The sequence below is a fragment of the Aeromicrobium sp. Leaf289 genome, from assembly GCF_001423335.1.
Taxonomy (GTDB): Bacteria; Actinomycetota; Actinomycetes; order Propionibacteriales; family Nocardioidaceae; genus Aeromicrobium.
Map to the genome: position 1 here is coordinate 242,294 of NZ_LMNK01000004.1, position 21,965 is coordinate 264,258.

Annotated in this window: 21 protein-coding genes and 1 tRNA gene; 20 read left to right on the top strand and 2 right to left on the bottom strand. The window is 71.2% G+C overall.

What is annotated here, in order from left to right; translation table 11 throughout:
* Positions 1–11: 11 nt before the first annotated feature.
* The 18 genes from hisI to ASF37_RS13820 all read left to right on the top strand — a co-directional run bounded on the left by hisI (position 12) and on the right by ASF37_RS13820 (position 18,459).
* Entirely contained in the window at positions 12–350 is a 339-nt protein-coding gene (gene hisI / locus ASF37_RS13735; RefSeq protein ID WP_056555661.1) for a phosphoribosyl-AMP cyclohydrolase, read from the top strand.
* A complete protein-coding gene (locus tag ASF37_RS13740) occupies positions 347–913 on the top strand; it encodes a Trp biosynthesis-associated membrane protein (protein ID WP_056555663.1) in 567 nt (188 codons plus the stop codon). The genes hisI and ASF37_RS13740 overlap by 4 nt, the downstream gene beginning before the upstream one ends.
* Before the next feature lie 109 nt (positions 914–1,022).
* Positions 1,023–2,213, top strand: coding sequence for a glycosyltransferase family 4 protein (locus tag ASF37_RS13745; RefSeq protein WP_056576390.1), 1,191 nt, complete (start codon positions 1,023–1,025; stop codon positions 2,211–2,213).
* Positions 2,210–2,986, top strand: coding sequence for a hypothetical protein (locus ASF37_RS17385; protein WP_056576393.1), 777 nt, complete (start codon positions 2,210–2,212; stop codon positions 2,984–2,986). The genes ASF37_RS13745 and ASF37_RS17385 overlap by 4 nt, the downstream gene beginning before the upstream one ends.
* Positions 2,986–3,714 (top strand): sugar transferase, encoded by a 729-nt coding sequence (locus ASF37_RS13755; protein ID WP_055965832.1) that lies wholly within the window; start codon positions 2,986–2,988, stop codon positions 3,712–3,714. Before ASF37_RS17385 ends, ASF37_RS13755 begins: the two co-directional genes overlap by 1 nt.
* A gap of 86 nt (positions 3,715–3,800) precedes the next feature.
* On the top strand, positions 3,801–4,046 hold the full coding sequence (locus ASF37_RS13760; RefSeq protein WP_055965834.1) for an HGxxPAAW family protein: 246 nt from the start codon (positions 3,801–3,803) through the stop codon (positions 4,044–4,046).
* Between the two features lie 7 nt (positions 4,047–4,053).
* Positions 4,054–4,689, top strand: a complete 636-nt coding sequence (locus ASF37_RS13765; protein WP_056576396.1) for an RDD family protein — start codon at positions 4,054–4,056, stop codon at positions 4,687–4,689.
* A 101-nt stretch (positions 4,690–4,790) separates the two neighbouring features.
* Positions 4,791–5,273 (top strand): hypothetical protein, encoded by a 483-nt coding sequence (locus ASF37_RS13770; RefSeq protein ID WP_056581231.1) that lies wholly within the window; start codon positions 4,791–4,793, stop codon positions 5,271–5,273.
* Between the two features lie 25 nt (positions 5,274–5,298).
* A complete protein-coding gene (locus tag ASF37_RS13775) occupies positions 5,299–5,733 on the top strand; it encodes a DUF2752 domain-containing protein (RefSeq protein ID WP_056581234.1) in 435 nt (144 codons plus the stop codon).
* 67 nt (positions 5,734–5,800) lie between these two features.
* On the top strand, positions 5,801–6,607 hold the full coding sequence (trpC, locus tag ASF37_RS13780; RefSeq protein ID WP_055965843.1) for an indole-3-glycerol phosphate synthase TrpC: 807 nt from the start codon (positions 5,801–5,803) through the stop codon (positions 6,605–6,607).
* 86 nt (positions 6,608–6,693) lie between these two features.
* The gene (gene trpB / locus ASF37_RS13785; RefSeq protein ID WP_055965846.1) at positions 6,694–7,920 is read left to right on the top strand and encodes a tryptophan synthase subunit beta; all 1,227 of its coding nucleotides are present in this window, start codon (positions 6,694–6,696) and stop codon (positions 7,918–7,920) included.
* On the top strand, positions 7,917–8,711 hold the full coding sequence (trpA, locus tag ASF37_RS13790; protein ID WP_056576403.1) for a tryptophan synthase subunit alpha: 795 nt from the start codon (positions 7,917–7,919) through the stop codon (positions 8,709–8,711). Before trpB ends, trpA begins: the two co-directional genes overlap by 4 nt.
* Positions 8,708–9,544: a prolipoprotein diacylglyceryl transferase gene (lgt, locus tag ASF37_RS13795; protein WP_056576406.1), complete on the top strand. Its 837-nt coding sequence runs from the start codon at positions 8,708–8,710 to the stop codon at positions 9,542–9,544. Before trpA ends, lgt begins: the two co-directional genes overlap by 4 nt.
* A 41-nt stretch (positions 9,545–9,585) precedes the next feature.
* On the top strand, positions 9,586–10,308 hold the full coding sequence (locus ASF37_RS13800; RefSeq protein WP_056581237.1) for a VIT1/CCC1 transporter family protein: 723 nt from the start codon (positions 9,586–9,588) through the stop codon (positions 10,306–10,308).
* 237 nt (positions 10,309–10,545) lie between these two features.
* Positions 10,546–15,051, top strand: coding sequence for a glutamate synthase large subunit (gene gltB, locus ASF37_RS13805; protein WP_056581240.1), 4,506 nt, complete (start codon positions 10,546–10,548; stop codon positions 15,049–15,051).
* Complete coding sequence (locus ASF37_RS13810) at positions 15,044–16,525, top strand: glutamate synthase subunit beta (protein WP_055965855.1); 1,482 nt, start codon at positions 15,044–15,046, stop codon at positions 16,523–16,525. The genes gltB and ASF37_RS13810 overlap by 8 nt, the downstream gene beginning before the upstream one ends.
* A gap of 151 nt (positions 16,526–16,676) precedes the next feature.
* Positions 16,677–18,134, top strand: coding sequence for a pyruvate kinase (gene pyk / locus ASF37_RS13815; RefSeq protein ID WP_055965857.1), 1,458 nt, complete (start codon positions 16,677–16,679; stop codon positions 18,132–18,134).
* Positions 18,135–18,192: 58 nt separating this feature from the next.
* Positions 18,193–18,459 (top strand): DUF3072 domain-containing protein, encoded by a 267-nt coding sequence (locus tag ASF37_RS13820; RefSeq protein WP_235497681.1) that lies wholly within the window; start codon positions 18,193–18,195, stop codon positions 18,457–18,459.
* A gap of 49 nt (positions 18,460–18,508) precedes the next feature.
* On the opposite strand, the gene ASF37_RS13825 is transcribed toward ASF37_RS13820, so the two are convergent.
* Positions 18,509–18,591, bottom strand: a tRNA-Leu gene (locus ASF37_RS13825).
* A gap of 29 nt (positions 18,592–18,620) precedes the next feature.
* On the opposite strand from ASF37_RS13825, the gene ASF37_RS13830 reads away from it, so the two are divergent.
* On the top strand, positions 18,621–19,289 hold the full coding sequence (locus ASF37_RS13830) for an ANTAR domain-containing response regulator (protein WP_055965862.1): 669 nt from the start codon (positions 18,621–18,623) through the stop codon (positions 19,287–19,289).
* 130 nt (positions 19,290–19,419) lie between these two features.
* A complete protein-coding gene (locus ASF37_RS13835; protein WP_055965865.1) occupies positions 19,420–20,685 on the top strand; it encodes an ABC transporter substrate-binding protein in 1,266 nt (421 codons plus the stop codon).
* A gap of 455 nt (positions 20,686–21,140) precedes the next feature.
* Here ASF37_RS13835 and ASF37_RS13840 read toward each other — a convergent pair whose 3' ends face one another.
* Positions 21,141–21,965 carry an ABC transporter ATP-binding protein gene (locus tag ASF37_RS13840; RefSeq protein WP_055965867.1) on the bottom strand — a complete coding sequence of 275 codons (825 nt, stop codon included), beginning with the start codon at positions 21,963–21,965 and terminating at the stop codon, positions 21,141–21,143.

Below are 21,965 nucleotides of genomic sequence, written 5' to 3' on the forward strand. Positions count from 1 at the left end.
AGGATGGCACCGTGACCTCACTCGACCCAGCCGTGGCCGCCCGGCTCAAGCGCGATCCCGCGGGGCTGGTCCCCGCCGTGGTGCAGGACGCCGGCACGCGCGACGTCCTCATGGTCGGGTGGATGGACGACGAGGCGCTGCACCGCACCCTCACGACCGGCCGGGGCACCTACTGGAGCCGCAGCCGCCAGGAGTACTGGGTCAAGGGCGAGACCTCCGGCCACACCCAGGCCGTGCGCGAGGTGCGCCTCGACTGCGACGGCGACACGCTGCTCGTCGTGGTCGACCAGGAGGGTCCGGCCTGCCACACCGGCGCGACCACCTGCTTCGACGCGGACCGGTTGCTGTGACGGCTGCGTCCGGGCGGCGTCTGTACGCGCCGGTGGTGCTCGGCCTGCTGGCGGTGGGTGGGCTCACCTGGTTGGCACTCGGCCGCACCTGGGCCAGCACCCGGCTGGCCCCGACGGGCCTGCCGCCCGACACGATCGTGGTCACGGGCCGCGACGTCGCCCCGCTGGCCGCCGCCCTGGCCGTCGTCGTGGTCACCGCCGCGCTCGCCGTGCTCGCGACCCGCGGGCGCGGGCGGCTCGTCGTCGGTCTCTTCGTCGTCGTGCTCGGACTCGGCGGTGCTGCCGTGTGCCTGGTCTCGGCGGCCGACGTCGACGCGTCGTTGTCCTCGGCCGCCGAGCAGTCCCCGGCCTTCACGGGCCAGGACCTCGGAGCCGTCTCGAGGTCGTCGTGGTCCTACGTCGCGGCCGCGGGGTTCCTGCTCGCGACCGGCCTCGGTGCCGTGACCGTCCGGCACGGCAGGTCGTGGCCCGCCATGAGCGGCCGGTACGACGCGCCGTCGCGCTCACGCGTCGACGACGACCCGTGGAAGGCGCTCGACGAGGGACGCGACCCCACGCTCTGAGCCATGCGGGACGAAAGTCCTGAATTCACCTGGAGGACTCGTAACTCCCGGGTGCACCCGTCGTTGAGATCTTCGACACCGACGAGCGGTGACGACGGTTGGAGGTCCGATGCGCGTACTCGTGCACGACTTCAGCGGGCATCCCTTCCAGGCCCAGCTGAGCCGGGAGCTCGCGCGGCGTGGCCACGACGTCACCCACTCCACCTGCAACGCCTACGTCTCGGGCAAGGGTCGACTCGAGTCCGCGGAGGGTGAGTCGATCACCTTCGAGACCGTGGGCGACGGCATCGTGTTCGACAAGAGCCGCTTCGTCCATCGTCTGCTCCTCGAGCTGAGGCTGGGGTTCGAGCTGGTCCGCCACGTCCGACGCGTCCGTCCCGACGTCGCCCTCATGTCCAACGTCCAGATCCCGACCCTGGTGGTCTTCGCGGCCGCGATGCTCGTGCTGCGCCAGCCGTGGGTGCTCTGGCACCAGGACGTGTACTCCGTGGCGGTGCGGTCCTTCGCCGGCGCGAAGCTCTCACGCTCCTTCCGTGCGGTGGCGGTGGGCTTCGAGGTCGCCGAGCGGTGGACGTCGCGCCGCGCCCGCGAGATCGTCGTCATCGCCGAGTCCTTCGTGCCCGTGCACGCGGGATGGGGCACGGCCGACAAGGTCACGGTCATCGCGAACTGGGCCCCGCTCGACGAGATCGTGCCCTGTCCGCGCAAGAACGACTGGGCGGTCGAGAACGAGCTCGACGACGTCGACACGATCCTGTACTCCGGGACCCTCGGGCTCAAGCACGACCCCGCGCTGCTGGTCCAGCTCACCGCCGCGGTGCGCGAGCGCGGCCGCGAGGTCCGGCTGGTCGTCGTGAACGAGGGGCCCGCCGTCCCGGTCCTGCAGGCCGAGGCCGCCCGGCTCGACGTCCCGCTCACGCTGCTGCCGTTCCAGCCCTACGACCGGCTCCCGGAGGTGTTGGCCAGCGGTGACGTGCTCGTGGTCCTCCTCGACCAGCAGGCGGGTGCGTTCTCCGTCCCGTCCAAGACGCTGTCCTACCTGTGCGCCGGTCGTCCCGTCGTGGGACTGATGCCCGAGGAGAACGCCGCCTCCGGGCTGGTGCGCCGGGCCGGCGGGCACGTCGGCCGGCCCGACACCGCCTCGCTCCCGGCGGCGGCCGCGTGGGTCGACCAGCTCCTGGCCGAGCCCGGACGCCGCGACGAGGTCGGTGCCGAGGCTCGCGACCTCGCCGAGCAGGAGTTCTCCCTGGCCTCGTGCGCCGACCGCTTCGAGTCCGTGCTGCTGCGGAGCGCGCGATGAGTGCCGCGACGCGGGCCGTCACCGGTCTCGACGTCGGGGTGCGTGACGTGTCGCGGCCCACCGGCGTGCCGCTGGTCGTCGTCGGACCGTTGACCCGCACGGGCCGTGAGCTGGCCGACCGGCACGGCGGGCCGGTGCTCTCCGTCTCGCGTGGCGCGACCGACGCGGCGGCCCTGCGGGCCGCCGGAGCCGACGTGGTCGACGTGGCCGGCGACGAGCTCGCCACGCTGCTCCGTGACGTCGAGTCCGTGGACGTCGCGGTCTGCGCGCTCGGACCGGTGCACCCGGGGCCGGTGGACCTCGTGGGTGACACCGCGGCGACGGAGCGCGACCTCGCATTCCTGCGCCGGGTGCTGGACGCGGCGGCCGGTCGTCCGGTCCGGCTCGTCCTCGTGTCCTCCGTCGTGGCGCTGGCACCCACGCCCGACCGGCGCTACTACGGGGGCTTCAAGTCCCTGGTGGAGCAGGCACTCGTGGCGCTCGTCGCCGAGCACCCCGCCGCGCGCCTCGACGTCCTCTACCCGGGACGTCTCGTCGCCGCCGGCGAGCGCACCCGTCCTTGGCACCGCCTCCACGCCGGTTTCTCCGGCCTCGCGGTCCGCGTCGAGCGATGCCTGCAGGACCGGGCAGCGCGAGCCGGGCGTCGCCGCGTCGTGGGCCTGGACGCCCGTCTGTGGCTGCTCGTGCGGTCCCTCTCACTCGTCGTCTCGGGCGCTCTGCCCGGGCGGATCGACCCACCCCTCGAGCTTGTCGGCACCAAGGAGACCTCCTGATGTGGAAGAAGCGTTCGCTCGACCTGCTGCTGACCGTGGCCGGAGCCGTCGTCTGGGTCCCGGTCGTCCTCACGGTGGCCCTGGCCGTCCTCGTGTCGGAGGGGCGCCCGGTGTTCTACCGGTCACGCCGCCGGGTGAGCGTCGACGAGGTCGTGCTGCTGACCAAGTTCCGCACGATGGTGCGCAACGCCGACAAGCTCGTGAACCGTGAGACCGTGCCGGTCGCGTCCGACACCCGCTTCCTCAACATCCCGGCCGACTCACCGCTCTACACCCGGATCGGTCGCTTCGTGGAGCGCTTCGCGCTCACCGAGCTGCCGCAGCTCTGGCACGTCCTGCGCGGCGACATGAGCGTGGTGGGCAACCGTCCGCTGCCGCAGAACGTCATCGACTGCCTCCGCGAGGAGTACCCGCAGGTCTCCGACCGGTTCCTGACGCGTGCCGGCCTGACCGGCCCGGCCCAGCTCGTCGGCCGCGAGGCGCTCACCGACGGCGAGCGCCTCGAGCTGGAGGCGGCCTACTGCCGCGCCTGCCTCAACGGCTACCAGGCGAAGCTCGACGTCGTGATCCTGGCCGCGACGATCTTCGGGGTCCTCGGCATCGGCAAGCAGCTCGGCCGCCGCGACGTGATGGACCTGATCGCGCGTCACTCCGGCCGCCCCCGCAGCGCCGCCGTCCTGGCGCCCGCTCCCGCGTCCTCGGTGCTCGCACGGTCGCAGCCGTCCTGAGCGACGCCCTCCGGGGCGCACCGGCCGACGCCGATGCGCCCCGGTAGGCTGTCGCCCGTCGTCCCCCTCGCAGGAGAGAGAGCTGCATGTCGCACGGATCGTCGCCCGCGTCCTGGACCGCCGTCCTGGTCTGCCTCGCAGGCTTCACCATCGGCGGGATCGCTCTGATCCCCGAGCCGCACTGGGTGCCCTTCACGATCGGTGTCGTGCTCGCGGTCGCCGCGGGTCCGATCGGCCTGATCATGTCGCGCATGGGTCTGGGCGCCGAGCGCGCACCCGGCCACGGTGACCGACCGCACGGCGTCGACGAGCACCGCGCGACGACCGACTGACGCTCCCATGAGCCCCGACGTGCCCCAGGGGCCCCGTTACCCGAGCTACCCGGGGGAGCAGCAGCCCGGCGGTGCCGGCCCGACGCACGGCACGCCCTGGTCGCCGCCCGCGCAGCCGGACGTCCGTGCGGGCGTCCAGCCTGGCGCGCCGGCCTTCCCTGGCCAGGCGGACCGCTCGGTCCCGGAGGAGCCCGCGGGGTGGTGGATCCGCGTGCTCGCGTCGTTCGTCGACGGACTCATCGTGCTGGCGCTGTCGATCGTGCCGATCGTCGGCGGGTTCGTGCTGCTCTTCGTCGACGCCGACTACGACGAGGTCACCGACGAGTTCACGAACACCAACCCGTGGGGACTCGTGGTCGTCGGGCTCGGGTTCGTCCTGTACCTCGGGTTCGACCTGTGGAACCGAGGTCTGAGGGTCGGGTACCGCGGACAGAGCCTCGGCAAGCAGCTGGTGGGCGTGCACGTCGTCGGACGTGACGGCGCAACGGTCGGCGCCCTCGAGGGATTCTTCCGGTGGCTCGTCGCCGGTCTGCTGCAGTGGACCTTCATCGGCCTGCTCGTCGACCTGCTCTGGCCCCTGTGGGACGAGCGCAAGCAGACCGTGCACGACAAGGCGATCAACACCTACCCCGTGCGTCGCTGACGTCGGGACACGCCGCGCGGCCGGACGTTGGACGTTCTGCCCAGTCCACGCTTGGATGGACACGAGCCGGGGCGACACCCGGCCCGACCGGAAGAGGACCCATGGAGCCGTTCCCCGCAAGCCCCGAGCCCGAGTACCGTCCCGACGCCAAGGGTCCGGCCCCGGCGTCGGTGCAGAACGCCGTCAAGCTGATCTGGGTCAGCGTCGGCCTCAGCCTGATCTCGACCGTCCTGACCTTCACGATGATCGACGACCTGGTGGACCAGGCCATCGAGAGCGCCGGTTCCGGAACGACCCTGGACCGCGACGCCGCTCGCGCCGGCGTGATGATCAGTCTCGTCATCGGCGTCGTGATCGGCGTCGCCCTCGCCGCGATGTTCGCCTACTTCATCAGCAAGGGCGCCAACTGGGCGCGCATCGTCTACACCGTGCTGGGCGTCATCGGCGTGCTCTTCGGCCTGATGGGCCTGGGCAACCAGCCTGCGCTGCTGCTGGTCCTGTCGATCATCAGCACCCTGCTGACGATCGCCACCGTCTTCCTGCTGTTCCGACCGGAGTCCAACGCCTACTTCAAGAAGGCCTGATCTCCGCGGCGAGACCCGGTTCCTCGTGACGCCGGCACGCGACCTGCTCCGGTCGGGCCCCCTGTGGGGTGGCCTGGCCGGAGCAGTCGTGCTGGGGGTGGTGGCGGTGCGGGACCCGCACGTCCCGGGCGCCTTCGGCGCCTGTCCGTTCCTCGCAGCGACGGGTCTGCCCTGCGCGGGGTGCGGTGGGCTGCGTGCCACGCACGACCTGCTCCACGGCGACGTGGGTGCGGCGCTGGCCCAGAACGCGCTCGCGGTCGGGCTGGTGCTCCTCGCGGCGGTCGCCTGGACGCGGTGGGCCGTCCGAGCCGCCGGGAGGGGGCCGGCCCGCGTCTCGGGCCCCGGCGCCACCACCACGTCGACGGGTGTCTCGTCGACGTTGCTCCTCGTCGTGGGCGTGGTCGTCGTGGTCTTCACCCTCGTGCGGTGGACCCTTGCAGGGGGAGTGCTCGGACCCTGACCGACCCGCGGGGTCGGTGCGGTCTACCCTGGAGGGCAGGAGAAGTGCCGACGACGAGGAGGTGGCCATGACCGTGCTCGACGACATCCTCGAGGGCGTCGCGGCCGACCGCGCCGCACGTCAGGCCACGTGCTCGCTCGACCAGCTCAAGGAGCAGGCGCTGCGCCAGCCCCCGGCGCTCGACCCGATGCCGGCGTTCCGGGCCGACGGCGTGAGCGTCATCGCCGAGGTCAAGCGCTCCAGCCCGAGCAAGGGCGCGCTCGCCGCGATCAAGGACCCCGCCGCGCTCGCCTGCGACTACGCCGCCGGCGGAGCGGCCGCCATCAGCGTGCTCACCGAGCAGCGCCGCTTCGACGGCAGCCTCGACGACCTGCGCGCGGTGCGTGCCCAGGTCGACGTGCCGCTGCTGCGCAAGGACTTCATGACGACCTCCTACGAGCTGTGGGAGGCCCGCGCCGCCGGTGCCGACATGGCCCTGCTCATCGTCGCGGCGCTCGACCAGGAGGCCCTCGTGAGCCTCGTCGAGCGCGCCCGGTCCATCGGCCTCACGCCTCTCGTGGAGGTCCACGACGAGGAGGAGGTCGAGCGGGCCCTCGACGCCGGAGCGCAGCTCGTCGGCGTCAACGCGCGCGACCTCAAGACGCTCGAGGTCAAGCGCGACACCTTCGAACGTCTGGCCCCACGGATCCCCGACGGTGTGGTCCGGGTCGCCGAGTCCGGCGTGCGCGGTCCGCACGACGTGCTCGAGTACGCCCGCGCCGGTGCCCACGTGGTGCTGGTCGGCGAGACCCTCGTACGGGGCGACGACCCGCGGGCCACGGTCGCCGACCTCGTGGCCGCCGGCGCCCACCCCGCCCTGCAGCAGAGGTCCTGACGTGGTCACGACGCCACTGCGGCGATGGTGACGGTCGCCGCGACCCCACCGTCACCCACCGCGCAGCCACGCCAGAGAAGGACCTCATGACCTACGTACAGCCGGACGCCACCGGCCACTTCGGCCGCTTCGGCGGTCGCTTCATGCCCGAGGCGCTCGTCGCGCCCCTCGACGAGCTGGCCGAGGCCTGGGCCGACGCGCAGGCCGACCCCGCGTTCATCGGCGAGCTCGACCGGATGTTCCGCGAGTACGCGAACGTGCCCAGCCCCCTCTACGAGGCGAGCCGGTTCTCCGAGGCCGTCGGCGCACGGGTGCTGCTCAAGCGCGAGGACCTCAACCACACCGGTGCGCACAAGATCCGCAACGTCCTCGGGCAGGCTCTCCTGGCCAAGCGGATCGGGAAGCCGCGAGCCATCGCCGAGACCGGCGCCGGTCAGCACGGCGTGGCGTCGGCCACTGCGTGCGCCTACCTCGACCTCGACTGCACCGTCTACATGGGCGAGGTCGACACCGAGCGCCAGGCGCTCAACGTGGCACGGATGAAGATGCTCGGCGCCGAGGTCGTGCCGGTCACCACCGGCAGTCGCACCCTGAAGGACGCGATCAACGAGGCCCTGCGCGACTGGGTGGCCAGCGTCGACCACACGTCCTACCTGTTCGGCACCGCCGCGGGCCCGCACCCGTTCCCGTCGATGGTGCGCGACCTGACCCGCGGCATCGGTGACGAGGCCCGTCGCCAGGTCCTCGAGCTGACCGGCCGGCTGCCCGACGCGGCCGTGGCCTGCGTGGGTGGCGGGTCCAACGCCATCGGCCTCTTCACGGCGTTCATCGACGACCCCGACGTCCAGCTGCTGGGCGTCGAGGCCGGTGGCGACGGCTACGAGACGGGCCGGCACGCGTCGCCCATCACCGCCGGCGACGTCGGCGTGCTGCACGGCGCCCGCTCCTACCTGCTGCAGGACGAGGACGGCCAGACCATGGAGTCGCACTCCATCTCGGCCGGGCTCGACTACCCGGGCGTGGGGCCGGAGCACTCCTACCTCGCGTCCATCGGCCGCGCCCGGTACGTGCCCGCCACCGACGCCGAGGCCATGTCGGCCTTCGACCTGCTCTGCAAGACCGAGGGCATCATCCCGGCGATCGAGACCGCCCACGCCCTCGCCGGTGCGGTGACGCTCGCGAAGGAGCTCGGACCGGACGCCACCATCCTCGTCAACCTCTCGGGCCGCGGCGACAAGGACGTGCACACCGCGGCGGAGTACTTCGGCCTCCTGGACGGCCCGGTCGTGCTCGAGGAAGGCGTGGAGGAGTGAGCGGGATCGACGACCTGTTCGAGCGCACGCGCGCCGACGACCGCGCCGCGCTCGTGGGCTACCTGCCCGCCGGCTTCCCCGACGTGGACACGTCGGTCGCCGCGCTGACGGCGATGGTCGAGGGCGGGTGCGACCTCGTCGAGATCGGCCTGCCGTACAGCGACCCCGTCATGGACGGCCCCACCATCCAGGCCGCGGCCGAGACCGCGCTCGCGAACGGGTTCCGCACGAGCCAGGCCTTCGACGTCGTGCGACGTGTCGCCGGGACCGGCGCCCCCACGGTCGTCATGACCTACTGGAACCCGGTCGAGCGGTACGGCGTCGACCGCTTCGCCGCCGACCTCGCCGCAGCCGGGGGTGCCGGGCTGATCACGCCCGACCTCATCCCCGACGAGGCCGCCGAGTGGGAGGCGGCGTCGCGCGAGCACGGGCTGGACCGCACGTACCTCGTGGCGCCGTCCTCGACCGACGCGCGGCTCGCGATGACCGCCGACGCGGCGAGCGGCTTCATCTACGCGACCGCCGTCATGGGGGTCACGGGTCAGCGTCAGGAGACCAGCTCGCTGGCCCCCGAGCTCGTCGCGCGTCTGCGCAAGGTCACCGACAAGCCGGTGGGCGTCGGTCTGGGCGTCAGCAACGGCGCCCAGGCCCACGAGATCGCCCAGTACGCCGACGCGGTCATCGTCGGCTCGGCGTTCGTGCGGCTGCTCCTCGACGCGCCCGACGCCGAGAGCGGGGTCGCCGCCGTCGGCGAGCTGGCCCGTGAGCTGCGGGCAGGAGTCGTCCGATGACCGTGTCGTCCGTCGCCGGCCTCGCGACCTCCATCCCCAGCCCGTCGACCGGCGTGTGGGAGATCGGACCCTTCCCGCTGCGCGCCTACGCCCTGGGCATCATCGTCGGCGCCCTGCTCGCGATCTGGATCGGCGAACGCCGCCTCCAGGCCCGCGGCGGGCGCGAGGGCGCCATCAGCGACATCGCGATCTGGGCCATCCCGTTCGGCATCGTCGGCGCGCGGATCTACCACGTCGTCACCGACCCCGAGCTGTACTTCGGCGAGGGGCGCCGAGCGATCGAGGCGCTCTACATCTGGAACGGCGGCCTCGGCATCTGGGGTGCCATCGCCGGTGGTGCGCTCGGCGTGTGGATCGCCTGTCGCCGCTACGACCTGTCGTTCCTGGCCGTGGCCGACGCGCTCGCGCCGGGGCTCCTCGTGGCCCAGGCCGTCGGCCGCATCGGCAACTACTTCAACTCCGAGCTCTTCGGCCGTCCCACCGCCGTGCCGTGGGCGCTCGAGATCGCGCCGCAGAACCGCCCCGACGGGTACGAGCAGTTCGCGACGTTCCACCCCACCTTCCTGTACGAGATGATCTGGAACCTCGCCGCCGCAGCGCTCATCGTCGCGATCGACCGTCGGGTCCGCCTCACGGGCGGTCGGGCGTTCGCGCTCTACGTGATGCTCTACACCGCCGGCCGGTTCTGGATCGAGCAGCTGCGGATCGACACCGCGAACGAGTTCCTCGGCGTCCGGCTGAACGTGTTCACCTCGGTCATCGTGTTCGTGGGTGCACTGGCGTACTTCCTCCTGGCGCGTCGCCGCGGCCGCACCGCGGCTGACGCCGCCTAGCCGCTCCGGTCGGCACCGGGTGCAGGCGTAGGTTTCGTCCCATGAGCACCCCTGAACCGCTGCCGGACCCGGGCGCGGTCTCACACGAGCACCCCGACGTCAACGGCGGGTGGCTGCGGCCCGCCGTCTTCGGGGCCATGGACGGCCTCGTGTCGAACTTCGCGCTCATCATGGGCGTCACCGGAGGCAGCACCGAGCGCGCCCCCGTGATCATCGCCGGACTGGCGGGCCTGGCCGCCGGCGCGTTCTCGATGGCGGCCGGTGAGTACACGTCGGTCGCGAGCCAGCGAGAGCTGGCCCAGGCCCAGCTCGCGGTGGAGCGCGAGGAGATCGTGCGCAACGGCCCGGCCGAGGAGGCCGAGCTGGCGGCCACCTTCATGGCCAAGGGTGTCGACGAGACCACCGCGCGAGAGGTGGCCCGGCAGGTGCACCTCGACCTGGACCACGCGGTCGCCGTGCACGCCGCGGAGGAGATGGGCATCGACGCCGACGTGCTGCCCTCGCCGATGGTCGCGGCCATGTCGTCGTTCGGGGCCTTCACCGTCGGGGCCCTGATCCCGCTCCTGCCGCTCGTGCTGGGGGCGAGCTCGTCGGTCCCGACCATCGTCGTGTCGCTGCTGGCGCTGTTCGGCTGCGGCGCGATCGTCACGAGGGTGACGAGCCGCGCCTGGTGGTACGGCGGGCTGCGGCAGCTCGTGCTCGGCGGAGCCGCGGCCGGCATCACCTACCTCATCGGCGAGGCGGTGGGGACCCAGCTCGGGTGACGCGGGACCGGTCGGCCCTGCTCGCTCCCGGGTCGTCGTGCCTGTACAGTGACGATGCTGTCCTGGGCCAACGTCGTCCCACGGTCGGGCCACCGCATCGGTGGTCCAGCACCCATCCATGATGACGCGAGAAGGGACCTCTCGGTGAGCGCATCCATTCCTCCTGAGCTCCAGCAGCCCCGCACGGCCGGCCCGAAGTTCTCAGCACTGCCTGCCGCACAGGGCCTGTACGACCCGATGCACGAGCGTGACGCCTGCGGCGTCGCCTTCGTCGCCACGCTCTCGGGGATCCCGAGCAACGAGATCGTCAAGCACGGCCTGACCGCGCTGCGCAACCTCGACCACCGCGGCGCGGTGGGCGCCGAGGAGAACACCGGCGACGGTGCCGGCATCCTCATGCAGGTGCCCGACCGGTTCGTCCGGGCGGTCGCGCAGGAGCAGGGGTTCACGCTGCCGGAGGCCGGCCACTACGCGGTGGGCCTGGCGTTCCTGCCGACCGAGCCCGAGGCCGCCGCCGAGGCGAAGCAGCGGGTCGAGGCGATCGCTGCCGAGGAGGCGCTGACCGTCCTCGGCTGGCGTCCCGTGCCCGTCAAGCCCGAGATCCTCGGGTCCATGGCGTTCGGCGCGATGCCGTCGTTCGAGCTGCTCTACGTGGAGTCCACCGATCGGTCGCGCGAGGGCATCGAGCTGGACCGGTTCGCGTACTGCCTGCGCAAGCGTGCCGAGCACGAGACCGGCGTCTACTTCCCGACGCTGTCGTCGCGCACCCTCGTCTACAAGGGCATGCTCACCACCGAGCAGCTCGACGAGTTCTTCCCCGACCTGCTCGACGAGCGCATGGAGTCGGCGCTCGCGATCGTGCACAGCCGGTTCTCCACCAACACGTTCCCCAGCTGGCCGCTCGCCCACCCGTTCCGGTTCGTCGCGCACAACGGCGAGATCAACACCGCACGTGGCAACCGCAACTGGATGCGGGCCCGTGAGGCGACGCTCGAGAGCGAGCTGATCCCCGGCGACCTCAGCCGGCTGTACCCGATCTGCGACCCCGAGGGCAGCGACACGGCCTCGCTCGACGAGGTGCTCGAGCTGCTGCACCTCGGTGGCCGCGAGCTCCCGCACGCCGTGATGATGATGATCCCCGAGGCCTGGGAGAACAACGACGTCATGGACCCGGCCCGGCGGGCCTTCTACGAGTTCCACTCCTCGATCATGGAGCCCTGGGACGGTCCGGCGTGCGTCTGCTTCACCGACGGCACGCAGATCGGTGCCGTGCTGGACCGCAACGGCCTGCGCCCCGGTCGGTTCTGGATCACCGACGACGGTCTCGTCGTGCTCGCGTCCGAGGCGGGCGTGCTCGACCTCGACCCCGCGACCATCACCCGCAAGGGCCGGCTCGAGCCCGGCAAGATGTTCCTGCTCGACCTCGACGAGCACCGCGTCGTCGAGGACGAGGAGATCAAGAACCGGCTCGCCGGCGAGCACCCCTACGACGAGTGGCTCTACTCCGGGCTGGTCCGGTTCGAGGACCTGCCCGACCTCGAGCACATCATCCACACGCACGCGTCGGTCACCCGTCGCCAGCAGGTCTTCGGCTACAGCGAGGAGGACCTGCGGATCCTGCTCGCGCCGCTGGCCCGGACCGGCGCCGAGGCGATCGGCTCGATGGGCACCGACACGCCCATCGCCGCGATCTCGGACCGCCCGCGGATGTTGTTCGACTACTTCAGCCAGCTGTTCGCGCAGGTGACCAACCCGCCGCTCGACGCCATCCGCGAGGAGGTCGTCACGTCGCTCGCCGGCACCATGGGACCGGAGGCGAACCTGCTCGAGCCGAGCCCGGCCTCCTGCCGCATGCTGCAGCTGCCGTTCCCGGTCATCGACAACGACGAGCTCGCCAAGATCCGGCACATGAACAAGGACGGCGACATGCCGGGGTTCAGCGTGCACGTGGTGCGCGGGCTGTACGACGTCAACGGCGGCGGCGAGGCGCTGGCGGCCAAGATCGACGAGATCTGCGCCGACGTGTCGCGGGCCGTCGCCGACGGTGCGCGCATCATCGTGCTCTCGGACCGGCACTCCGACTCCGAGCGCGCCCCCATCCCGTCGTTGCTGCTCACCGCGGCCGTGCACCACCACATGGTCCGCGAGAAGCTGCGGTCGCAGGCCGGCCTGCTGGTCGAGGCCGGCGACGTCCGCGAGGTCCACCACGTCGCCCTGCTCATCGGCTACGGCGCCACGGCGGTCAACCCGTACCTCGCGCTGGAGTCTGCCGAGGACCTGGCACGCGAGGGCAACTTCGTGCGCGACGTCGAGCCCCAGCAGGCGCTGCGCAACGTGGCCTACGGCCTCGGCAAGGGCGTGCTGAAGGTCATGAGCAAGATCGGCGTCTCCACCGTCGCCTCCTACACCGGCGCGCAGATCTTCGAGTGCGTCGGCCTGTCCCACGAGGTCGTCGACGCCTACTTCACCGGCACGTCGAGCAAGCTCGGCGGCGTCGGGCTCGACGTCATCGCCGCCGAGGTCGCGTCGCGGCACGCCCGTGCCTACCCGTCCCAGGGCATCGTCGGCCGCCGGCGCTTCCTCGAGGTCGGCGGCGAGTACCAGTGGCGCCGCGAGGGCCCGGAGCACCTGTTCGACCCCGAGACGGTCTTCCGTCTCCAGCACTCCACCCGGTCGGGCCGCTACGACATCTTCAAGAAGTACACGCAGCGCGTCGACGACCAGTCCGAGCGGCTCATGACGCTGCGTGGCCTGTTCACCTTCAAGGAGGGCGAGCGTCCGCCGGTGCCGATCGACGAGGTCGAGCCGGTCAGCGAGATCGTCAAGCGGTTCTCGACCGGGGCCATGAGCTACGGCTCCATCAGCCAGGAGGCGCACGAGACGCTCGCCGTCGCCATGAACCGACTGGGCGGCAAGTCCAACACCGGTGAGGGCGGCGAGGACCCCGAGCGTCTCTACGACCCCGAGCGTCGGTCCTCGATCAAGCAGGTCGCGTCCGGCCGCTTCGGCGTCACGAGCGAGTACCTCTCCAACGCCGACGACATCCAGATCAAGATGGCTCAGGGTGCCAAGCCCGGCGAGGGTGGCCAGCTGCCCGGCCCGAAGGTGTACCCGTGGGTGGCCAAGACGCGGCACTCCACGCCCGGCGTCGGTCTCATCTCGCCGCCGCCGCACCACGACATCTACTCGATCGAGGACCTCAAGCAGCTCATCCACGACCTCAAGAACGCCAACCCGTCGGCCCGCGTGCACGTCAAGCTGGTCTCCGAGGTCGGTGTCGGCACGGTGGCGGCGGGCGTCTCGAAGGCGAAGGCCGACGTCGTGCTGATCTCCGGCCACGACGGCGGCACGGGCGCGTCCCCGCTGACGTCGCTCAAGCACGCCGGCGGTCCGTGGGAGCTCGGCCTGGCCGAGACGCAGCAGACGCTGCTGGTCAACGGGCTGCGCGACCGCATCGTCGTGCAGTGCGACGGCCAGCTCAAGACCGGGCGCGACGTCGTCGTCGCGGCGCTCCTCGGTGCCGAGGAGTTCGGCTTCGCCACGGCTCCGCTCGTGGTGAGCGGCTGCATCATGATGCGGGTCTGCCACCTGGACACCTGCCCGGTGGGCGTGGCCACGCAGAACCGTCAGCTGCGCGAGAAGTACTCGGGCAAGGCCGAGTACGTGGTGAACTTCTTCGAGTTCCTGGCGCAGGAGGTCCGCGAGTACCTCGCCGAGCTCGGCTTCCGCTCGATCGACGAGGCCGTCGGCCACGCCGAGGTGCTCGACGTCAAGAAGGCCGTCGACCACTGGAAGGCCGCCAGCCTCGACCTGTCGCCGATCCTCTACGTGCCTGCGCTGCCCGAGGGTGCCTCGCTGCGAAACACCACGGTCCAGGACCACGGTCTCGACGTCGCGCTCGACGCCGAGCTGATCAGGCTCTCGGCCGACGCGCTGGAGCGTGGGGAGCCGGTGCGGGCGCAGCTCGCGATCCGCAACGTCAACCGCACGGTCGGCACCATGCTCGGCCACGAGCTGACCAAGCGCTACCGCGGCGAGGGCCTGCCGGAGAACACCATCGACCTGACCTTCCTCGGGTCGGCCGGCCAGTCGTTCGGCGCCTTCGTGCCGCACGGCATCACGCTGCGCCTCGAGGGCGACGGCAACGACTACGTGGGCAAGGGTCTCTCCGGCGGACGCATCATCGTGCGCCCGCCGCGGGACGCACGGTTCGCGGCCGAGGCCCAGATCGTGGCCGGCAACGTGATCGGCTTCGGTGCCACCAGTGGCGAGATCTACCTGCGGGGCAAGGTCGGCGAGCGGTTCTGCGTGCGCAACTCCGGTGCGCGGGCCGTCGTCGAGGGCGTGGGGGACCACGCGCTCGAGTACATGACCGGGGGCACGGTGGTGATCCTCGGCCCCACGGGTCGCAACGTCGCTGCCGGCATGAGCGGGGGACAGGCCTACGTCCTGGACCTCGACCACTCGCTGGTCAACCCCGACATGGTCGAGCTCAACCCGGTCGAGGCGGGGTCCGAGGCGGCCGAGTCGCTCAGGACCCTGGTCGCCAAGCACCACGAGGAGACCGGCTCGGCCGTGGCCGAGCAGCTGCTGGGCGCGTGGGAGCAGTCGCTCGCACGCTTCACCGAGGTCATGCCCGTCAACTACCGCAAGGTGCTCGACGCCAAGGCCGAGGCCGAGGCCGAGGGCCTGTCCGAGGACGACACGACCGCACGCATGATGGAGGTGGCCGCACGTGGCTGATCCCCGAGGTTTCATCACGACCGCCCGAGAGGTGGCACCCCGTCGTCCCGTGGACGAGCGGGTCAACGACTGGAACGAGGTCTACCCCGGTGGGCCCGGCAAGGCGTTGCTCCCGATCATCTCCGAGCAGGCCGGGCGCTGCATGGACTGTGGCATCCCGTTCTGCCACCAGGGCTGCCCGCTGGGCAACCTGATCCCGGAGTGGAACGACCTGGTGTGGCGCGACGACTGGATCGAGGCGATCGACCGGCTGCACGCGACCAACAACTTCCCCGAGTTCACCGGTCGGCTGTGCCCCGCGCCGTGCGAGACGGCCTGCGTCGTCGGCATCAACCGCGAGCCCGTCACCATCAAGAACGTCGAGGTCTCGATCATCGACCGGGCGTGGGAGTGGCGCAACGTGCGTCCCGAGCCCCCGGAGTACCTGACCGGCAAGACCGTCGCGGTCGTCGGGTCGGGCCCGGCTGGTCTCGCCGTGGCCCAGCAGCTCACGCGGGCCGGTCACACGGTGGCCGTGTACGAGCGCGACGACAAGCCCGGCGGACTGCTGCGGTACGGCATCCCCGAGTTCAAGATGGAGAAGGTCCACGTCGACCGACGCATCGAGCAGATGCAGCGCGAGGGCACCGTGTTCCGCAGCGGTGTCCAGGTGGGCGACACGCTCACGGGCAGCCAGCTGCGCGACCGCTACGACGCCGTCGTCCTCGCCATCGGCTCCACGGTCCGTCGCGACCTGCCCGCCCCGGGCCGTGAGCTCGGTGGCATCCACCAGGCCATGGACTTCCTGCCGCAGGCCAACCGGGCCGCGCTGGGTGCCGAGCCGACGACGGACGGGTCGGAGCAGATCCTCGCCACCGACAAGGACGTCGTCATCATCGGTGGCGGCGACACCGGCGCCGACTGCCTCGGGACCTCGATCCGTCAGGGTGCGCGATCCGTCACCAGCCTGGAGATCATGCCGCAGCCGGGGGAGGACCGCCCGGAGAACCAGCCGTGGCCCACCTACCCGATGACCTACCGGGTGGCGTCGGCGCACGAGGAGGGCGGCGACCGCGTGTACGCCGTCTCCACCAAGGAGTTCGTCGGCGACGACGACGGCAACGTCTCGGGCCTGCGCATCGTCGAGGTCGAGATGCAGGACGGTCGCTTCGAGGAGGTGCCGGGCTCGGAGAAGGTGCTGCCTGCCCAGCTGGTGCTCTTCGCGATGGGCTTCACCGGCCCGCAGCGCGAGGGTCTCGTCGAGCAGCTCGGTGTCGACCTCGACGAGCGCGGCAACGTCGTGCGCGACAAGGACTTCATGTCGTCGGTGCCGGGCGTGTTCGTCGCCGGCGACGCGGGCCGTGGCCAGTCGCTCATCGTGTGGGCCATCGCGGAGGGCCGCTCGGCCGCCGCGGGTGTCGATGCGTACCTGACCGGTGGGCACAGCCCGCTGCCGCGTCCGATCAAGCCGAACGACCGGCCGATGATGGTCTGAGGTCAGCACGTCACGAGGACTGCGTTCGACGAGGGCTGGGAGCGCTGCTCCCGGCCCTCGTCCGTGCGTGGGACTGGACGGTCGGGAGATTTGTTGCGCCGCACCACAAAGTGACTCGCGGGTACTGGTCCCACGTCGGTAGGGTCGGGGTGTGCGTAGAGCCAAGATCGTCTGCACGCTCGGACCGGCCGTCGGGACCGCCGAGCGCATCCTCCAGCTCGCCGAGGCGGGCATGGACGTCGCGCGACTCAACATGAGTCACGGCGACCATGCCGACCACGAGGAGAACTACGGCCACGTGCGCGCGGCCGCCGAGCGCACCGGCAAGGCGATCGCCATCCTCGCCGATCTCCAGGGCCCCAAGATCCGGCTCGGTCGGTTCGCCGACGGTCCGGTGGACCTCGCGCTGGGCGACAGGTTCACCATCACCGTCGACGACGTGCCCGGCGACGCCGAGCGCGCCTCCACGACCTACAAGGGCCTGCCGGGCGACGTCTCGCCCGGCGACGAGATCCTCGTCGACGACGGCCGGGTGCGGCTGCGCGCCGTGGAGGTCACGAGCACCGACGTCGTCACCATCTGCGAGACCGCCGGGCGCCTCAGCAACAACAAGGGCATCAACCTGCCCGGCGTCGCCGTGAGCGTCCCGGCCATGAGCGACAAGGACATCGCCGACCTGCGCTTTGCGCTGCAGCTGGGCGTCGACTTCGTGGCGCTCTCCTTCGTGCGCAACGCCCGGGACGCCGACGACGTGCGCAGCGTCATGCGCGACCTCGACATCCACCGTCCGGTCATCGCGAAGATCGAGAAGCCCCAGGCGGTCGAGAACCTCGACGAGATCATGGACGCCTTCGACGGCGTGATGGTCGCGCGCGGCGACCTCGGTGTCGAGCTGCCGCTCGAGGACGTGCCGATCGTGCAGAAGCTCATCGTCGAGAAGGCGCGGCGCAACGCCAAGCCCGTGATCGTGGCCACGCAGATGCTCGAGTCGATGATCTCGGCACCGCGCCCCACGCGCGCCGAGGCCTCCGACGTCGCCAACGCGGTGCTCGACGGGGCCGACGCGGTGATGCTCTCGGGCGAGACGAGCGTGGGGGAGTACCCGATCCAGACCGTGCGCACCATGGCCCGCATCATCGAGTCCACCGAGGACCACGGCCTGCCGCGCATGGCCGCCTACACCTGGCAGGCCAAGACCCGCGCCGGCATCATCTGCCGCGGCGCCGCCACGGTGGCCGAGTCCATCGACGCGCGCTACGTCGTCGCGTTCACGACGATCGGCGGCTCGGCCCGGCGCATGTCGCGGTACCGCTCGGCCATCCCGGTCATCGCGTTCACGCCCGACCCGCTCACCCGCAACCAGCTCGCCCTCACCTGGGGCGTGGAGACCTTCCTGGTGCCCGAGGTCAAGCACACCGACGAGATGGTGATGCAGGTCGACAAGCGCCTGCTCGAGGTCGCGCGCTGCACCCAGGGCGAGGAGGTCGTGATCGTCGCCGGTGCCCCTCCGGGCATCCCGGGATCCACGAACGCCCTGCGGATCCACCGCATGGGCGACGCGATCAACCGGGTCGTGCCGGCCTACGCGCACCCCTCCGACGAGGACTGAGTCGCCGCGCGCCGTCGCTCGACGAGCGCCTGTCCGGGTCCCGGCCTACGGTGGGACCATGACTGAATCGAACATGCATTCTGACGGTCACGACATCACTCGGCCCACGGGCGAGGTCCTCGGCGCCGACGCGGGCGGGACCACCGAGAAGGACCCGGAGGACTGGGTGACCGGCGACGAGCCCATGACCGGGGCGCAGCGCAGCTACCTGGACACGCTCGCCCGCGACGCGGGGGAGACGCTGTCGGCCGACCTCACCAAGGCCGAGGCCTCCGAGCACATCGAGCGGCTGCAGCAGGAGACAGGCCGCGGCACGTCGACGTGAGCCCCGGCGGTCCGCCGGCGCGGCGGCGCGGGGGTGGCGCCGGGTGATGTGCCGACTGCGGGACTCGAACCCGCACGCCCTCTCGGACAACGGTTTTTGAGACCGTCGCGTCTACCATTCCGCCAAGTCGGCGCGCCCAGAGCGCCCGATAACCTTCTCACGTGAGCCCCACCCCACCAGAGACGGCCCTCCCCGACGACGCGGCCCGCGACGCCTCCGCCGCGAGGCCTCGCGTCGTCATCGCCGAGGACGAGGCGTTGATCCGCCTCGACCTCGCCGAGATGCTCGAGGAGGAGGGGTACGACGTCGTCGGGCAGGCGGCCGACGGGCTCGAGGCCGTGGAGCTCGCCACGTCGCTCGAGCCTGACCTCGTGATGATGGACGTGAAGATGCCGCGGCTCGACGGCATCGCCGCGGCGACGCGGATCGCCGGCCAGCGGATCGCGCCGGTGGTGATGCTGACGGCGTTCAGCCAGCGCGAGCTGGTCGAGCGTGCGCGCCAGTCCGGCGCCATGGCCTACCTCGTGAAGCCGTTCACCGCCTCCGACCTGGTGCCGGCCATCGAGATGGCCCGCAGCCGGTTCGCGGAGCTGGCCGCCCTGGAGGCCGAGGTCGAGGACCTGAGCGACCAGCTCGCGACGCGCAAGGTGGTCGAGCGGGCCAAGGCCCAGCTGCAGGCTGCGCTGGGACTGAGCGAGCCCGAGGCCTTCGGCTGGATCCAGCGCACGGCCATGGACCTGCGGATGTCGATGCGGACCGTCGCCGAGCGCGTGGTCGAGCACGGCGTCGACGGATCCACTCGTGGGGACGCCGGAGAACTGCCGGAGTGAGCGCGCGGGTTACAACTTGGCTACGAAGCACGACATTCCTGCCAGGCTGACCCCGGTGACCCTGCTGGCGACTAGTTTCGACCTACGGCTCGGCCCGTCGGGGGCCGAACCACAGTTCCCCGGAGGATCAATGAAGCGCAGTACCAGGACCATGCGACTGGCCACGGTCGCAGCAGCGGGCGCCCTCGTGCTCGCCGCCTGCGGTGGTGGCGACGACGGCGGAGACGGCGGCGACGACAAGGCGGCCGCGTCGAAGTCCGACGGCGTCCTCACCGTCGGCTCGCTGCTGCCGCAGACCGGCAGCCTGGCGTTCCTCGGCCCGCCGGAGTTCGCCGGCGTCGACCTCGCCATCCAGGACGTCAACGCGGCCGGGGGAGTCCTCGGCAAGGACGTCAAGGGCGTCAAGGCCGACTCGGGCGACACCGACTCGGGCATCGCCCCCGCCGAGACCGACAAGCTGCTCGACGCCAAGTCCGACGTCATCGTCGGCGCGGCCTCCTCGGGCGTCTCCATGACGGTCATCGACAAGATCATGTCGGCCGGCTCGGTCATGTTCTCGCCCGCCAACACGTCGACCGACTTCGACAACGGCGACTACTCCAAGCCTGACCTGTACTTCCGCACGGCGCCCTCGGACATCCTCCAGGGTGCGGTCATGTCGAACCTGCTGATCGAGGACGGCAAGCAGAACGTCGCCATCCTCGCCCGTCAGGACGCCTACGGCGAGACCCTCGCCGAGGAGATCGGCAAGGGCCTGGAGAACGCGGGCAGCAAGGTCGCTGCCACGGTCTTCTACGGCGAGAACGCGCAGTCCTACGACTCGCAGGTCCAGGAGATCGCCGACGCCAAGCCCGACGCGGTCGTGCTGGTCGCCTTCGAGGAGACCACGACGATCGTGCCGCAGCTGGTCCAGGCCGGCGCCGGCCCGCAGGACGTCGACACGTACTTCGTCGACGGCAACACGGCCGACTACGCGGGCAAGCTGCCCGACGGCACGCTCGAGGGCACCAAGGGCACCATCCCCGGTGCCGAGACCTCGGGTGACTTCAAGGACCGTCTGCTCGAGGTCGACCCCGACCTCAAGGACTACTCCTACTCGGCGGAGTCCTACGACGCGGTCATCGTCTCGGCGCTCGCGGCCATCGCGGCCGACAGCGACGCCGGCGACAAGATCGCCAAGGAGATCCCGGGCATCACGACCGGCGGCGAGAAGTGCACCGAGTTCAAGGCGTGCGCCGACCTGCTCGCCGACGGCACGGACATCGACTACGACGGTGTCTCCGGTCCGATCGAGCTCGGCGAGACGGGCAGCCCCACGGCCGCCTCGATCGGCATCTACGAGTACGGCGCCGACAACACCTACAAGGCGGTCGACTACATCAGCGGCAACATCTGATCCGCTGACGTAGCGCACGTCCTGCACGAGGCCCCCGGGTTCCACCCGGGGGCCTCGTCATGTCCGCGCGTCGGACCTTCCGCCCCGTCCGAGCGGTGACTTTTCCACCGAAGGGATTGACCAGCCGGGGTGTGCGGTGCGGATTGCACCGTCCCAGCGCTGGGACGGTGGAGACGTCACCGTGCGGGCGGGGACTCGGCGGAGAACGCACCGCGCGCCCTTCATCGGTGGCTCAGCAACCACACCTGCGCTCCTGACGTGCCAGATCCACCGATGGGGCCGGAGTGCACGGCTTTCCCACGTCTGCACGGTTTGCTTCCCGTGCTTCTGCAGGATTCCCAGGTCGACCTGGGAATCTCCGGCACAGCCCCGAGGCGTCGGGGGAGCGGCGGGGACACGACGAAGCCCCCTGACCGTCGGCCAGGGGGCTTCGTCGTGGGTGGTGCGGGGCGGCGTCAGCTGGCCTTCTTGCCCAGGGTGCCGAGGTAGAGCTCGATGACCTTGGGGTCGTTGCCGAGCGAGCGACCCGTGCCGGAGTAGGCCGAGCGGCCCTGGTCGAGCACGTAGCCGCGGTCGCAGATCTGCAGGCAGCGCTTGGCGTTCTGCTCGACCATGATGACCGAGACGCCGGCCTTGTTGATGTTGCGCGTCTGTACGAAGACCTCGTCCTGCAGGACGGGGGAGAGGCCGGCCGAGGGCTCGTCGAGCAGCAGCACCTTCGGGTCCATCATGAGCGCCCGGCCCATGGCGACCATCTGGCGCTCGCCGCCGGACAGCGAGCCGGCTCGCTGCTTGCGTCGCTCGCCCAGCCGCGGGAACAGGTCCGTCACGAACCCGAACCTCTCGGCGAACCGCTTGGGTGCCTGGTAGCACCCCATCTCGAGGTTCTCCTCGATCGTCAGGCTCGGGAACACGTTGTTGGACTGCGGCACGAAGCCGATGCCCTTGGTGACCAGCTGGTCGGCTCGCTGGTTGGTGATCTCGGCGCCGTCGAGGGTCACGGTGCCCTCGTGGATGGTCACGAGGCCGAACAGGGCCTTGAGCAGCGTCGACTTGCCGGCGCCGTTCGGACCGATGATGCCGACGAGCTCACCCGGCTGGCAGTAGAGGTCGGCGCTGTTGAGGATGTTCACGCCCGGCAGGTAGCCCGCGATCAGACCGTCGGCGCGCAGGATCGCACCTTCGGCCCCGGCCGAGTGCTTGGCCTGCTCCTCCGCGAAGTTCGCGTCGCGGGCCGCCTCGCGGCTGGTGCCGTGGCCGGGCTCGTGGATCTCTGACAT